At 30.8% G+C, this 14,050-nt stretch carries 15 protein-coding genes; 9 read left to right on the top strand and 6 right to left on the bottom strand.

Translation table 11 applies throughout. The annotated features are described in order from the left end of the window. The first annotated feature begins 75 nt into the window (after positions 1–75). Positions 76–2,235 (top strand): M3 family metallopeptidase, encoded by a 2,160-nt coding sequence (locus tag M3P09_RS04945; RefSeq protein WP_249972246.1) that lies wholly within the window; start codon positions 76–78, stop codon positions 2,233–2,235. A gap of 242 nt (positions 2,236–2,477) precedes the next feature. Here the strand turns inward: M3P09_RS04945 and M3P09_RS04940 are convergent, their stop codons facing one another. Both M3P09_RS04940 and M3P09_RS04935 read right to left on the bottom strand, forming a co-directional pair. Further along, positions 2,478–3,080 carry a trimeric intracellular cation channel family protein gene (locus tag M3P09_RS04940; RefSeq protein WP_099564315.1) on the bottom strand — a complete coding sequence of 201 codons (603 nt, stop codon included), beginning with the start codon at positions 3,078–3,080 and terminating at the stop codon, positions 2,478–2,480. 150 nt (positions 3,081–3,230) lie between these two features. Continuing rightward, positions 3,231–3,950: an RDD family protein gene (locus M3P09_RS04935; RefSeq protein WP_099564316.1), complete on the bottom strand. Its 720-nt coding sequence runs from the start codon at positions 3,948–3,950 to the stop codon at positions 3,231–3,233. A 24-nt stretch (positions 3,951–3,974) separates the two neighbouring features. On the opposite strand from M3P09_RS04935, the gene M3P09_RS04930 reads away from it, so the two are divergent. The 7 genes from M3P09_RS04930 to M3P09_RS04900 all read left to right on the top strand — a co-directional run bounded on the left by M3P09_RS04930 (position 3,975) and on the right by M3P09_RS04900 (position 10,557). Then, on the top strand, positions 3,975–4,964 hold the full coding sequence (locus M3P09_RS04930) for a stage II sporulation protein M (protein WP_099564317.1): 990 nt from the start codon (positions 3,975–3,977) through the stop codon (positions 4,962–4,964). After that, positions 4,961–5,683, top strand: coding sequence for a hypothetical protein (locus tag M3P09_RS04925; protein WP_249972245.1), 723 nt, complete (start codon positions 4,961–4,963; stop codon positions 5,681–5,683). Before M3P09_RS04930 ends, M3P09_RS04925 begins: the two co-directional genes overlap by 4 nt. After that, positions 5,683–6,888 (top strand): DUF4350 domain-containing protein, encoded by a 1,206-nt coding sequence (locus M3P09_RS04920; protein WP_249972244.1) that lies wholly within the window; start codon positions 5,683–5,685, stop codon positions 6,886–6,888. Before M3P09_RS04925 ends, M3P09_RS04920 begins: the two co-directional genes overlap by 1 nt. A gap of 2 nt (positions 6,889–6,890) precedes the next feature. Then, entirely contained in the window at positions 6,891–7,961 is a 1,071-nt protein-coding gene (locus tag M3P09_RS04915; RefSeq protein ID WP_249972243.1) for an AAA family ATPase, read from the top strand. 15 nt (positions 7,962–7,976) lie between these two features. Beyond that, positions 7,977–8,510: a hypothetical protein gene (locus M3P09_RS04910; protein ID WP_099564321.1), complete on the top strand. Its 534-nt coding sequence runs from the start codon at positions 7,977–7,979 to the stop codon at positions 8,508–8,510. Positions 8,511–8,520: 10 nt separating this feature from the next. Further along, entirely contained in the window at positions 8,521–9,852 is a 1,332-nt protein-coding gene (locus M3P09_RS04905; RefSeq protein ID WP_249972242.1) for a DUF58 domain-containing protein, read from the top strand. 282 nt (positions 9,853–10,134) lie between these two features. After that, on the top strand, positions 10,135–10,557 hold the full coding sequence (locus M3P09_RS04900) for a DUF2141 domain-containing protein (RefSeq protein ID WP_099564323.1): 423 nt from the start codon (positions 10,135–10,137) through the stop codon (positions 10,555–10,557). An 86-nt stretch (positions 10,558–10,643) separates the two neighbouring features. On the opposite strand, the gene M3P09_RS04895 is transcribed toward M3P09_RS04900, so the two are convergent. Beyond that, positions 10,644–11,123, bottom strand: coding sequence for a Dps family protein (locus M3P09_RS04895; protein ID WP_249972241.1), 480 nt, complete (start codon positions 11,121–11,123; stop codon positions 10,644–10,646). 104 nt (positions 11,124–11,227) lie between these two features. Between M3P09_RS04895 and M3P09_RS04890 the strand changes: the two genes are divergently transcribed. Beyond that, on the top strand, positions 11,228–12,166 hold the full coding sequence (locus M3P09_RS04890) for a LysR substrate-binding domain-containing protein (RefSeq protein WP_099564325.1): 939 nt from the start codon (positions 11,228–11,230) through the stop codon (positions 12,164–12,166). A 35-nt stretch (positions 12,167–12,201) separates the two neighbouring features. On the opposite strand, the gene M3P09_RS04885 is transcribed toward M3P09_RS04890, so the two are convergent. The 3 genes from M3P09_RS04885 to M3P09_RS04875 form a co-directional block, all read right to left on the bottom strand. After that, complete coding sequence (locus M3P09_RS04885; RefSeq protein WP_099564326.1) at positions 12,202–12,399, bottom strand: hypothetical protein; 198 nt, start codon at positions 12,397–12,399, stop codon at positions 12,202–12,204. 125 nt (positions 12,400–12,524) lie between these two features. Next, entirely contained in the window at positions 12,525–13,325 is an 801-nt protein-coding gene (locus tag M3P09_RS04880) for a TIGR00266 family protein (protein ID WP_099564327.1), read from the bottom strand. Positions 13,326–13,518: 193 nt separating this feature from the next. Continuing rightward, positions 13,519–13,974: a DUF4442 domain-containing protein gene (locus M3P09_RS04875; protein WP_249972592.1), complete on the bottom strand. Its 456-nt coding sequence runs from the start codon at positions 13,972–13,974 to the stop codon at positions 13,519–13,521. Positions 13,975–14,050: the final 76 nt, after the last annotated feature.

The following is a 14,050-nucleotide window of genomic DNA, read 5'->3' as shown; positions in this document are numbered from 1 at the left end:
CCTTTTTAACTTAATATTATAAAAAATTATAAGTTAATTCAATACCTTACAAAACTTTAAAAACTCAAACTAAAAATGAATACTAAAACACTAATTAAACCTTTGGTTTTTTGTGTATTACTTTCAGTTATTAGCTGTAAAGATGGTGCCAAAACTGACTCGAAAAAAGACACATTGTCTATGAATGATAACACATTACTTCAAGAATGGACTGGATTGTACGAAGGCGTTCCTGCTTTTGACAAAATGAAGGTTGAAGACATCAAAGAAGCTATTGAAATCGGCATGAAGCTAAGCTTAAAAGATATTGATGCCATTGCAAATAATGCTGAATCGCCAACTTTTGAAAACACTATTGTAGAAATGGAACGCTCTGGCGAGGAATTAAATAGAATATTCTCATATTACGGTATTTTAAGTAGTAACATGAGTTCTCCTGAATTTAGAAAAGTTAGAGGAGAGTTGACTCCTAAACTATCTGAATATAGATCAAAAATATCTCAAAACGAAAAACTATTCAAGCGTATAAAAACGGTTTATGATGCTTCGCAAAAATCACCTTTAGAGGCAGATCAGCAACGTGTAGTTGATTTAATTTACAAACGTTTTGAAATGAATGGTGCTAATCTTGATGCAGAAAAAAAGAAACGCTATGCAGAAATAAATAAAGAGTTATCAAGCCTTTACAATGATTTTTCTAACAACGTACTACATGACGAAGAAAACTATGTTACCTACCTATCCAAAGACCAATTGGGTGGTTTAAGCGAAGGTTTTATAAAATCTGCTGCTAAAATTGCTACTGACAAAGGACAAGACGGAAAGTATGCTATTACAAACACTCGTTCATCAATGGATCCGTTTCTAACTTATTCTACTGAGCGTGAACTTCGTAAAAAAGTCTGGACTAACTACTATTCTCGAGGTGATAATGGCGATGAATATGATAATAATCAAATCATAGCCAAAATTTTAAAACTACGTAAAGAGCGTGTAGGATTATTGGGCTACGATAATTATGCAGATTGGAGATTGCAAGATCGTATGGCTAAAAACCCAGAAAACGCTATGGGATTAATGAATGCTGTTTGGCCTGCCGCCATTGGTCGTGTGGCTGAAGAAGTAGCAGATATGCAAGCTATAGCAAATGCTAATGATGATAATATTACTATTGAACCTTGGGATTACAGATATTACGCTGAAAAAGTGCGTAAAAAGAAGTATAATTTAGATAGTGATGAAGTTAAACAATACTTGCAATTAGATAAATTAACTCAAGCATTATTTTACACGGCTGGGCGTTTGTTTAATTATAAATTCACTCCAGTTAAAGAAGGTAGTGTTCCAGTATTTCATCCAGATGTTAATGTTTGGGAAGTAACCGATAAAGGTTCTGGAGCACATATAGGCTTGTGGTATTTAGATCCGTTTGCTCGCGAAGGAAAACGTTCTGGAGCATGGGCAACAACCTATAGAAGTCATACCACGTATGATGGAAAAACAAATGTATTAGCTTCAAATAATTCTAACTTTGTAAAAGCTGCCCCTGGAGAAGCTGTTTTAGTTTCGTGGGACGATGCCAATACGTTTTTTCATGAGTTTGGACACGCTTTACACTTCTTTTCATCAAATGTAAAATACCCAACTTTAAATGGAGGTGTTAGAGATTATACCGAATTTCAAAGTCAGTTGTTAGAGCGTTGGTTATCTACAGACGAAGTTATTAATCAGTTTTTAGTGCATTATAAAACAGGAGAGCCAATTCCTGCAAATTTAGTAGCAAAAATTAAAAAAGCATCTACTTTTAATCAAGGCTTTGCTACTACAGAGTATTTAGCATCTGCCATTATGGATATGAAGCTACACTTGGCAGATCCAACAAACATTGATATTGACAAATTTGAACGGGAAACATTGGCAGAACTAAAAATGCCTAAAGAATTACCAATGCGCCATAGAACACCACATTTTGGACATGTTTTTTCTGGTGAAGGTTATGCTACGGCATATTATGGCTATATGTGGGCTGATGTTTTAACAAGTGATGCCTCTGAAGCATTTAAAGAAGCTCCTGATGGTTTTTATGATAAAGATATAGCTGATAAATTAGTAAAGTATTTATTTGCACCGAGAAACTCTATGGATCCTGCGGAAGCGTTTAGAAAGTTTAGAGGTCGTGATGCCAAAATAGAGGCTTTATTAAGAGATAGAGGCTTTCCTGTACCAAATAATTAAAAAATAAAACACTAGATATTAATGAGTAAAAGCCATGCAAAATAGTATGGCTTTTACTTTGAAACGGTTTCGCGTTAGGGATTGTAATGGAAATCCTTTTTAAAAAGAATAACGCTATATATAATGTATTAAACCAAGCTTATACAAATTGCATGGCATTCACTCCACGCAATGGCACTTTAAAAAGATTGTATTGGAAAGCCCGACTTTTTGTTTTTTTCAAAAAGTAACGCCCAAATAAATTAGCTTTTATATATAGTTGGTAAGGCAATTTTAAATTTTACTGCTAATAACCTTGTAAGGATTACAACTATGCCAGCGATTATAAAAACCCAATTGTTTTCTATTGGTAATTCGCTTAATAAAAAATATGTTATCCCTCCAAGAATACAAGCTGTCGCATATATTTCTTTTCTAAAAATAACAGGTATTTCGTTGCATAAAATATCTCTAATTACACCACCAAAGCTGGCGGTCATCGTCCCCAATGCTATACAAATTATTGGGTGCAATCCTGCATTGATTCCTTTATCAATACCTACTACAGTATATAAACCAATACCAATGGTATCGAACAAAAACAATGAAGTTCTTAAATAATTTATTTTACTTCTAAAGATAATTGCAAAAATTGCTGAAGCTATAATTGTGTATGTAAATGTCATATCTTTCATCCAGCTCACTGGTGTTTCTCCAATAAGCAAGTCTCGAAGTGTGCCACCTCCTACAGCTGTTACAAAAGCAATTATAAGTATTCCAAATAAATCCATTTTTTTATTAATGGCAATAAGGACACCAGAAATGGCAAAAGCAATAGTTCCTAAAATATCTATGGTATAAAACATATTTTTTAATTAATCTGTTTCTGAAATAAACTCGAAAGTAGTTCTTAAAATTATTCAACTCTTAGTATCTAACTTCAAAAAATGAGATCCCGAGACAATCTCGGGATAAGCGATTCACACAATTTTGCTTTGCAAAAATTGGTTCTCTGCTTACATATTTTGAGTGTAAAAATTATAATCTTTTAAAATAACATCAATAAATTCAATATCTGTTCTTTGTTTTACGTTTTTAATCTCCACTACTTCAATTAATTTATTTCTAAGCTTTATTAAAGTTTGATAATCTTTAGATGCCTTAGCAACAGTAAATGTATCTTTAATAATTCGTGCATCATTATCTGATAATTTAATAACATTTGGATATGTTGGCTTATAATCAGTTTTTAAATTTTCTAGAATAGTGTGGCTAATATTAACTTTATCTTTTAAAGCAATAACTGCTGTCCCAGCAACCATATCACCTAGTCGCTGTTGTTTTTTACTAAACATTATTACAAAAAAGCCTAAACCAAAAATGTAAACATCTACTATCCTAAAAAACCAACGTACCACATAATCTGCCAATGAAGCTTGATAACCATCAATTTTTACAACTCTAATTTTTAAAGCGCGTTTGCCAATGGTTTGTCCTTCCAAAAGTGATTCTAAAACTAAGGTGTAGAACATTACAGGGAAACTTAATACAGTGTTAATGGCTATTTGAGACCATTCATCCATGTTTTCAAATGCACCAAAAGTCCAATTTAAAACTAACAAATAACCAATTTTAATGGCTGTATCTATTATAAATGCTAATAAACGTTCTCCTGCTCCTGCAGCTGTGAATTTTATTTTTACATTTTGGGTCGTGTTAATTTGTAACTCTGACATTTTATATTTTAATTTATCAAATATATGAGGGAAGTTTCATTCATCAAACAAAATAAAGAAAAATGGCTGAGTTTTGAGGCCGCTATTTTTAATAATGATTTTAAAGACCCCGACGAACTTGCATCTCAATACATTCATTTAATTAACGATTTGGCTTACGCACAAACCTATTACCCTAAAAGTAAGGTGATTGTGTATTTAAATCAACTTGCTGCCAAAGCTTTTCAAAAAATTTACAAAACCAAAAGAGAAAACACAAACCGATTTATTGAGTTTTGGAAAACCGAAGTCCCTTTAATTTGTTATGAATATCGAAAATTTATTTACATCGCTTTCATCATTTTCTTTGCTTTTACTTTCATTGGAGTGATTTCAGCTGCAAATGATGGAGAGTTTGTACGTTCAGTTTTAGGCGACAATTATGTAAATATGTCCATTGAAAACATTGAAGCTGGTGACCCTGTAGCGGTTTATAAAAGCGGTAGTAATTGGGGCAGTTTTATTGGTATTACTATTAATAATTTACGAGTAGGGATTATAGCTTTTATATTGGGTGTATTTGGAGGTATTGGCACACTGTATATTATGTTTAAAAATTGTATTATGCTAGGTTCTTTTCAGTATTTTTTTTACGAAAAAGAAGTCTTTTGGGAAAGTGTCCGTGGTATTTGGATTCATGGTTCTATGGAAATTTTTGCTATAGTTATTGAAGCTGCTGCCGGATTAATTCTTGGTGCTAGCATTTTATTTCCTGGTACACACTCTAGATACACTTCTTTTAAAAATGGTGCTAAAACTGGTGTAAAAATTTTAATAAGCACCTTCCCTTTTACCTTTTTTGCTGGTTTTTTAGAAGGCTTCATAACGCGCTATTCTAATATAATGCCCCATTGGTTATCGGTTGGAATCATTTTAATTACCCTCGGAACTATTAGCTATTATTATTTAATTTATCCTTTCAAAGTGCAAAAAGAAATTACTCAACTACCTATTTTAAATCAATCTTCTATTTGAAAATAATAAGATTACATATTATTTTTCTGATTTTGATTTTTGCAAATCCTCAAAATGCTTTTGGTCTTTCTACTTTTCAAGAGCCTAATCAAATCAGAAAGTTTGATGACGATTTTAAAACGCGTTATTCAAATAGAAAATATAATTATGAAGGTAAAGAAGTTGTAAACCAATCTCAAGGCGGTTCTGGAAAATATGAAGATTATAAAAACGGCAACCCATCTATAAAAGAACGAAATGATTCTGATAGTTTCAGTATTAACTTAGGGCCTTTTGCTTGGTTATTTTATTTGGCATTAGCAATGGCTGTAATCTATTTAGTATACATTTTACTTAACGAAGGTGGTTCTGGTTTATTTTCATCTAAGCAAAATAGAACACTTAACGATTACGAAGATATAACCGCAGAGAATATTGAAAATGCAGATATTAATTCTCTTATACAAAATGCTGAAAACAACAACAATTTTAGATTAGCCATTCGGTATTATTATTTGCTAGTTTTAAAAAACTTAAGCATAAAAAATCATATAAAATTTGAAGACGATAAAACCAATACAGAGTATTTAAATGAAATAAGTCAAAAACCATTCAGTAAAAAGTTTGCTTACATTTCTTATTTATACAACTACATTTGGTATGGTGAATTTCCTTTAAATCTTAATGAATACAATAAAGCTAGACATCATTTTGTAACCCTTTTAACTCAGGTGAAGTAATGAAGAAAGCGCTGCCTATACTTTTCATTATTGCCGCTTTAATTGTTACAGCTGCTGTTACTTTTAGTATAAAATCTACAAAAACAGTTGATTGGGAAGAGTCTTTTAATGAAAAAAGTAATAAGCCTTACGGTGTAAGTGTTTTTTACAAAGAGCTTCCTAGCCTTTTTAAAAACCATAAAGTTAGAACAGTTTACCATCAACCTGATAGTTATTTACAAGCGCACTCTGAAGACAGTTATGGCGACCATGTTGCTGAAGGAAGCTTTGTTATTATTGGAAATTCTGATTATTTAGAAGACGATTCTATTGATGAATTATTACATTTTGTCGACTCCGGAAATACGCTTTTTATATCAGATTACTACTTTACTCAAAAAATTCATGACACATTAAACTTTGATGTTGAATATATTGAGAACACAAAAGATAGTATTTCATATCAATCTTTAAAATACCTCGACATAAAAGATATTACTATTGATAGAAATGAAGGCGACAATTATTTTTCTAATTTCGATACTATAAACTATAAAGTTTTAGGGCATTCCAAAATTGATTATAAACATATAAATTTTATTGAAGCCCCTTTTGGAGAAGGAAAAATATATCTTCATTTAGAGCCAAAAGCCTTTACCAATTACAACCTTTTAAAAGAGGGCAGGTATAAATACGCAGAAGGTATTATTTCCTATTTACCAGAAAATGATGTGTATTTTGACTCCTATACCAAAATACAAACCGGATATGATGGGAATGTTGAAAAGAAATCAAACCTAAGTTGGTTTTTAGAACAATTATCTTTTAAGTGGGCTTGGTACACAGCCTTAATTTTTGGTATTCTTTTTATGGTTTTTAATGCTAAACGCAGGCAACGCATTATTAAAATTATAAAACCATTGCAAAATACAACCGTAGCTTTTGTTAAAACTATTTCTAATCTATATTTTGAAACTCAGGATCATAAAAACTTAGTAGATAAAAAAATAACGTACTTTTTGGAACGCATTCGAACCGATTTTAATATAGACACTACCATTTTGAATGAAGAATTTATAGTAAAATTAGCTTCGAAAACAGGAAAGAAAAAAGAAGACGTCAAAAAACTAATTGATTTTATAAATTGGTTACGCACTAAAAATGAGTTTTTTGAAGACAACCTAATAAAACTGAACAAGCAAATTGAAGCTTTTTATTTAAACTAATTATGGACGAAAATAAAGAAGAGAAAGACCATCAAGATTTTATACCTAAGCCAGAAGACGTAGTATCATCAATAGACGATAGTGCCCTTAAAGAAACTAACGATTTACAATTTAAAAGCCGTTTGGATTTAACCGAGCTTCAAAATAGTGTTGAAAAAATAAAACATGAAGTTGGGAAGGTAATTGTTGGTCAAAAAGACATGGTAGACATGCTAATTGCATCACTTTTAGCAAAAGGGCATTCGCTTATTGAGGGTGTTCCGGGTGTTGCAAAAACCATTACCGCAAAACTATTGGCAAAGTCATTAAGTGTTGGTTTTAGCCGTATTCAATTTACACCAGATTTAATGCCTAGTGATATTTTGGGAACCTCAGTTTTCAATTTAAAAGACTCTGAATTTGAATTTAAAAAAGGGCCTATTTTTTCTAATATGATTTTAATAGACGAAATTAATAGAGCACCTGCTAAAACTCAAGCTGCTTTGTTTGAAGTGATGGAAGAACAGCAAATAACAATAGATGGTAACAAATTTAAATTAGAATCCCCTTTCATGGTTTTGGCAACTCAAAACCCTGTAGAACAAGAAGGAACCTATCGCTTACCAGAGGCACAGTTAGACCGATTTTTATTTAAAATTGATGTGGATTATCCAAATTTAGATGAAGAGATTGAAATTCTTTCAAGAGAACACCAGCTAAGAGACACTGAAAAGACAGAAACTATTTCATCTTTTTTAACTGCTAAACAAATAGCAGAGTATCAAAATTTAGTTACACAAATTTTGGTAGAAGAACATTTACTAAAATATATAGCAGAACTTATTGTAGCTACACGTAGTAATCGTTTTTTATATTTAGGGGCTTCACCAAGAGCTTCAATAGCTATACTAAAATCTAGTAAAGCTTTTGCAGCTATGTCTGGGCGCGATTTTGTAACTCCTGAAGATATAAAACGAGCCGCAATTCCTGTTTTACACCACAGAGTTATTGTAACGCCAGAACGCGAAATGGAAGGTGTATCTAGCAAACAAATTATTAAACAAATTATTGAAACTGTTGAGATTCCTCGTTGATAAAAATCCATTAAAATGAATAAATCTATTTTAAAAAACTCTGATCATTGCAAGCTTTGTGACAATATGCATTTTGATTTTAATAAAGGGGTTTTTTGCGGCTTGGATATGAAACGTCCAAAATTTAATAATAAATGTATTAACATATATTTGGATGAAGCTTACAAAGAAAAAATTAAAACTATAAACATTGAATATGAATCAGTATTAAAAACTAAAACAGACACATTTGGTCATATAATAATTTATTCAACAATAGGAGTTTTTATTCTTATTCTAAACTATGTTTTAACCCAATATATTTTTAACAAAGGCTTTATCTCAACGATTTCAATTATAATATTTGTTATCGCATTAATACCATTAGGGAGAGCAATAGGAATATTTAATTTTTATAGAACGGCACTATCAATAGCGAAAAAGAAAAAAATGATCTTGGATGAATTAACCAAACTTTATAATCATTCTTATGATATAAATATTGAACATATAGTAGACAGTTTGAAAAATGTTGAACATAAGGTAGATTTAAGTATTAAAAAAAAGTAAAATATACTCAATGAAATTCTTTAAACCATTCTACATACAACCACGGTTCTTTTATGCTGGCATTGGCATTGTTGTATTGTTTGCTTTAAGTTATTTTGTTCCGTTGTTATTTAATATTGCACAACTTTCAATTTTAGTACTTGCCTTGCTTTTCTTTATAGATTTTCTTATCATTTTCATTGGTAAAAATAAAATAGAAGCCACCCGAATTTTACCAGATAAGTTTTCAAATGGAGATAAAAACGTTATAGATTTAAATATTAATAACAACTTCCCATTTACTATTTATCTTGAAATTATTGATGAAATCCCAGAACAATTTCAAGTAAGGGATTTTAAAATTAAAGACCATATTACTACTCGTAAAACAAAATCAATTCAATATCATTTAAAACCAACCGAACGTGGTGAATATCATTTTGGAAGTTTAAACGTTTATGCATCTTCAATAATAAAATTAGTTGCAAAACGCTTTACTTTTAACCATAATGCCATGGTAAAAACTTACCCAAGTTTTAAGCAATTAAAAAAGTTTGAGCTATTAAACATCAATAAAAATGCTTTAGAGCATGGTATAAAAAAAGTACGTCGACTTGGGCATACTATGGAATTTGAGCAGATTAAAGATTATGTTTTAGGCGATGATTTACGCACTATAAATTGGAAAGCTACTGCAAAGCGCGGTCAATTAATGGTAAATCAATTTCAGGATGAAAAATCGCAACCTATTTACTCCATTATAGACAAAGGGCGTGTTATGAAGATGCCTTTTAACGGTTTAAGCCTTTTAGATTATACCATTAATGCAACATTAGTAATAAGCAATGTGGTTTTAAAAAAACACGATAAAGCTGGTGTGCTTTCGTTTTCTAAAAAAATTGAAAACATTGTAGTTGCAGAGCGAAGAAGTTCTCAAATGCAACTTATTTTAGAATCGCTTTATAATGTGAAAACAGATTTTTTTGAAAGTGATTTTAGCAGGTTATATGGTAATATAAAAAGGCATATTACACAACGAAGTCTTATTTTAATGTATACTAATTTCGAAACTTTGGATGGTTTAAACCGACAACTTCCTTACTTAAAAGCCATTGCAAAAAACCACTTACTGGTTGTTATTTTCTTTAAAAACACCGAGTTAAACAGTATAATTTCCGAGAAAGCAGAAACCGTACAACAAGTTTACGATAAAGTAATTGCTGAGAAATTTGCCTTTGAAAAACGTTTAATTGTAAACGAGTTAAAGAAATACGGTATCTATTCCATATTAACCACACCTGAAAATCTTACCATCGATACCATTAATAAGTATTTAGAAATTAAAGCTCGAGGCTTACTTTAATTTGGGCGTTACCAAAAGGGTCAGGCTTTCCAATACTATTTTTTTAAAGCTTCGCTTCGGTATCTTAAACCAAAAGATATTTTGGCTTCGATAGTTTAAAAAAAGGATTTCCTTTATAATCCCTAACGCAGCTGTTTATAATGATAATTGCATAATATTAACTTCTATCTTTTAGCTAAATACAATTCATCATTTAAAATCTACAGTTGAGTAATAGCAATTATTAAATCCTTTTTTTCTACTGGATATTTGAAGTGTTGAATCATTAAAAACTATAAAATCATGAAAACACTATCACTAATCATCACCTTATTATTTGCTATTACTTTAACAAACGCACAAGAGCACTCAGAAGGAAAAACAATTACCGTTACCATTGAAAATATTAAAAACAATAAAGGAAATGTATTATTAGCTCTTCATACAGAAAATACATTTATGAAAGGACAAGGCATTAAAAATGAGCAAAGCAAAATTGAAAACGGAAAAATAACTGTAACATTTAAAAATGTTGAACCTGGAACATATGCTATAATGGCATTACATGATGAAAACGAAAATAACAGAATGGATTTTGAAGATAATGGTATGCCAAAAGAATCATATGGTATGTCAAATAATTCAATGAGTTTTGGTCCGCCACAATACGCAACTGCTAAATTTGAATTTAAAGATGAGGATTTAAAAATGGATATAATATTTTAGTACTAATACATCATAAAAAAGCGACCTATTGGATTACAAACGTAATCCATAAGTCGCTTTTAAAACTAACCAACTAAACTAAAAAACTAAACCGTTTCGTTTAACCAAGCTTTCATCATCCATACTGTTTTTTCTTGCTCGGTTATAAAATCACTCATCATAGAGTTTGTTCCTTCATCGTTTGCATTACCCGCTTTTTCTAAAATAGCCCTTTCAATCTTTAAAAGCTGGGTTAAAGATTCTACTATTAATCGTACTGCCTTATCATCTTCAGAAATATTTTTACCAACTTGCACTTCAGCTTTAGCTGAATAATCTTCAAAAGTATGTAAAGGTGTTTCACCTAAAGTCAATATACGCTCAGCTATTTCATCAACTTTAATATTAGCATCGGTATATAACTCTTCAAACTTAACATGTAAGTCAAAAAAACGCTTCCCTTTAATGTTCCAATGTATGCCTCTTAAATTTTGGTAATATATTTGAAAGTTAGCTAGTAAATGATTCAAATCACTAGCTAAAGCCTTGGTTTTAGAGGTATTTAAACCTATACTATTATATGTCATTTTTATACTATTTTTTATTTACTACAAATTTAATTTATAATTAACAGGTGTTTTGATAAATTTTATTGATAGTTTTTATATTTTTATAGCCTAAATTGATACTTATGACAATAACACAATTATACTACGTTTTGGCGGTAGCCGAAAATCAAAATTTTACTAAAGCAGCCGAAAAATGTTTTGTTACTCAGCCTACACTTAGTATGCAAATTCAAAAGCTTGAAGACCAACTTGATGTACAAATATTTGATAGGAGTAAAAAACCAATTGAATTGACTGAAGTAGGTCGAAAAATTGTTAATCAAGCTAGAAATATTGTTAACGAATCGTATAGAATTCAAGATATTGTAGATCAACAAAAAGGATTTATTGGAGGTGAATTTAAACTTGGTATTATTCCAACAGTAATGCCTACGCTTTTACCAATGTTTTTAAAGACTTTTATAAAGAAACACCCAAAAGTAAAGTTAAAAATAGAAGAGTTAACCACAGAAGAAATTATTGAACGCATTACAGATGGGCATTTAGATGCAGCAATAGCAGCTACACCTCTTGAAAATGAATTAATTAAAGAACGGGTACTATTTTTTGAACCTTTTGTAAGCTATATTCCAAAGAACCATCGCTTACACTCAAATAAAAAAATTAATGTATCCGATTTAGATTTAAATGATATGCTATTACTTGAAGATGGGCATTGCTTTAGAGATGGTGTTATTAATCTTTGTAAGGTTTTTAAAAATCATACCGATGATCAATTTCAGCTAGAAAGTGGTAGTATTGAAACGTTAATAAAACTATCAAACGAAGGGCTAGGAATGACGCTTTTACCTTATTTGCATACTTTAGATATTAACGAAAAAGAAAAAAATAATTTACATCATTTTAACGAGCCTACACCAGCGAGAGAAGTGAGTTTAATTTACCATAAAAGCGAGTTGAAAATGCAAATTATTGAAGCTTTACAAGATGTTATTTCTAGCATTATTCGAGGAGCAATTGCTTTTCAAAATGTAGAAATAATAAGTCCAATTCCTAAGTAAACAAAACTAAAAAAGCGACTAATAGTCGCTTTTTTTTATGCTTTTAAATAGATTAAACATTGATTTAATTCCGGGTTCTGCTGTACAAGAGAATGAATAAAAATTTTAAGCTCTTCAATCTCGTAAGGTAGTAATCTACTTACCGCTTTCTGTACTTCCTTGCAAAACAACGTAGTATCAAAACTTACTTTTTTAAGTACCGTTTTGGTATACTCTAGCATTGCTCTTGCCATAATTACTTATTAGGATTTTGGTTTAAATTAAAAGTAGATCTGCGTATAGGCTATATTTTTTTTATTAAACATATAAATTTAGTAAAAAATTGCTTTGCTTTTTTAAATTAAAGAAAATTTAACACTTAAAATCTATTATCGCCATCTAATAAATCTCCTAAGCCCCCTAATATACTACCTTCTCCTTTGCTTTTGCCTCCAGACCTTGGTGCCGATGCCAAAACACGACCAGCTAACCTACTAAATGGTAACGATTGCACATAAACTGTCCCAGGTCCCTGAAGCTTAGCAAAAAACAAGCCTTCTCCTCCAAATACTGTATTCTTAATACCTCCTACAAATTCAATATCATAATCTACGGTTTGATCAAAACCTACAATACAACCAGTATCAACACGCAACGTTTCTCCAGCCTGCAATTCCTTTCTAGCCATAGTACCTCCAGCATGCACAAATGCCATACCGTCTCCTTCAAGCTTTTGCATAATAAAACCTTCTCCTCCAAATAAACCCCTTCCTAATTTTTTAGAAAATTCTATACCAACGCTAACTCCTTTTGCTGCACATAAAAATGCATCTTTTTGACAAATAAATTTACCTCCAAATTCAGTCAAATCTATTGGTATGATTTTACCTGGATATGGTGATGCAAAAGAAACATTTCGTTTTCCTACTAAATCATTATAAAAGGCTGTCATAAATAAGCTTTCTCCAGTAAGGATTCGTTTACCTGCTCCAAGAATTTTACCCAAAAAACCAGAATCTTTTTGAGATCCATCGCCAAAAATGGTTTCCATTTTAATGCCTTCGTCCATCATCATAAAACTTCCTGCTTCGGCAACTACACCTTCTTGCGGATCAAGTTCAATCTCTACATATTGCATTTCTTCGCCGTAAATTCTATAATCAATTTCGTGTGCTGTCATCTTTTTAATTTTTTAGTTGATTCGTTTATATGTTGATGCATTTAAGGTTTTGTTACACTATTTTTAAAATTACAAAAAAATAAATTCCAAATTCTAAATTGGTAGCTGAAAACGAAAAAGCTATTGCCTCATAAAAAGTTTAGAAAAAAAGTTGAACATGGTTTGTTATATACTGAGACTAAGACAAAAAAAACTACTGCTTCGCTTTAATACTCCATTCAAAATTAAAGGTAGATACAACCACACCATCTTTATTAGTTCCTACAGATTTCATCCAAATGGTTTGACCTTCTCCAGTTTCGATAGTTCTTTTCAAAGCATTATCTATTAATTCACCATCATTACAAACAAATGTAATTCTACCTGTAGCCTTTTTAGTAAATGTTGCATTATTAGTAGTTACTAGCATTGAAACCTTTTTACCACTTTCTTGAATTTTTGCCATAACAATAGCTCCTGTAGTAAGCTCTGCTGCCATGCCTTGTACAGCCCAAAACAATGATTTAAAGGGATTTTGGTTTAACCATCTATGTTTAACAGTTACTATACAGGCTATATTATCAATAGATTTAACTCTAACACCCATAAAGAAAACTGCTGGTAATTTAAAAATGTTGAATGTGTTTATTTTACTAGGTGTTAACTTCATTATAAATTCATTTTTATCAAAATTATCGAAAATAATCGACATATCAATTTGTTAAAATTTTGTTAAAATTAAGTAC

The organism is Jejuia spongiicola, from assembly GCF_023502325.1.
GTDB classification, from domain to species: domain Bacteria; phylum Bacteroidota; class Bacteroidia; order Flavobacteriales; family Flavobacteriaceae; genus Wocania_A; species Wocania_A spongiicola.
Note: the sequence above shows the minus strand (reverse complement) of the source record. Positions and strands in the feature narration are given on the sequence as shown.

Bases quoted from the DNA above. Each gene is read 5' to 3' on its own strand.
- M3P09_RS04945 (WP_249972246.1), top strand. From the start codon at position 76: ATGAATACTAAAACACTAATTAAACCTTTGGTTTTTTGTGTATTACTT.
- M3P09_RS04940 (WP_099564315.1), bottom strand. From the start codon at position 3,080: ATGTTTTATACCATAGATATTTTAGGAACTATTGCTTTTGCCATTTCT.
- M3P09_RS04935 (WP_099564316.1), bottom strand. From the start codon at position 3,950: ATGTCAGAGTTACAAATTAACACGACCCAAAATGTAAAAATAAAATTC.
- M3P09_RS04930 (WP_099564317.1), top strand. From the start codon at position 3,975: ATGAGGGAAGTTTCATTCATCAAACAAAATAAAGAAAAATGGCTGAGT.
- M3P09_RS04920 (WP_249972244.1), top strand. From the start codon at position 5,683: ATGAAGAAAGCGCTGCCTATACTTTTCATTATTGCCGCTTTAATTGTT.
- M3P09_RS04915 (WP_249972243.1), top strand. From the start codon at position 6,891: ATGGACGAAAATAAAGAAGAGAAAGACCATCAAGATTTTATACCTAAG.
- M3P09_RS04910 (WP_099564321.1), top strand. From the start codon at position 7,977: ATGAATAAATCTATTTTAAAAAACTCTGATCATTGCAAGCTTTGTGAC.
- M3P09_RS04905 (WP_249972242.1), top strand. From the start codon at position 8,521: ATGAAATTCTTTAAACCATTCTACATACAACCACGGTTCTTTTATGCT.
- M3P09_RS04900 (WP_099564323.1), top strand. From the start codon at position 10,135: ATGAAAACACTATCACTAATCATCACCTTATTATTTGCTATTACTTTA.
- M3P09_RS04895 (WP_249972241.1), bottom strand. From the start codon at position 11,123: ATGACATATAATAGTATAGGTTTAAATACCTCTAAAACCAAGGCTTTA.
- M3P09_RS04890 (WP_099564325.1), top strand. From the start codon at position 11,228: ATGACAATAACACAATTATACTACGTTTTGGCGGTAGCCGAAAATCAA.
- M3P09_RS04885 (WP_099564326.1), bottom strand. From the start codon at position 12,399: ATGGCAAGAGCAATGCTAGAGTATACCAAAACGGTACTTAAAAAAGTA.
- M3P09_RS04880 (WP_099564327.1), bottom strand. From the start codon at position 13,325: ATGACAGCACACGAAATTGATTATAGAATTTACGGCGAAGAAATGCAA.
- M3P09_RS04875 (WP_249972592.1), bottom strand. From the start codon at position 13,974: ATGAAGTTAACACCTAGTAAAATAAACACATTCAACATTTTTAAATTA.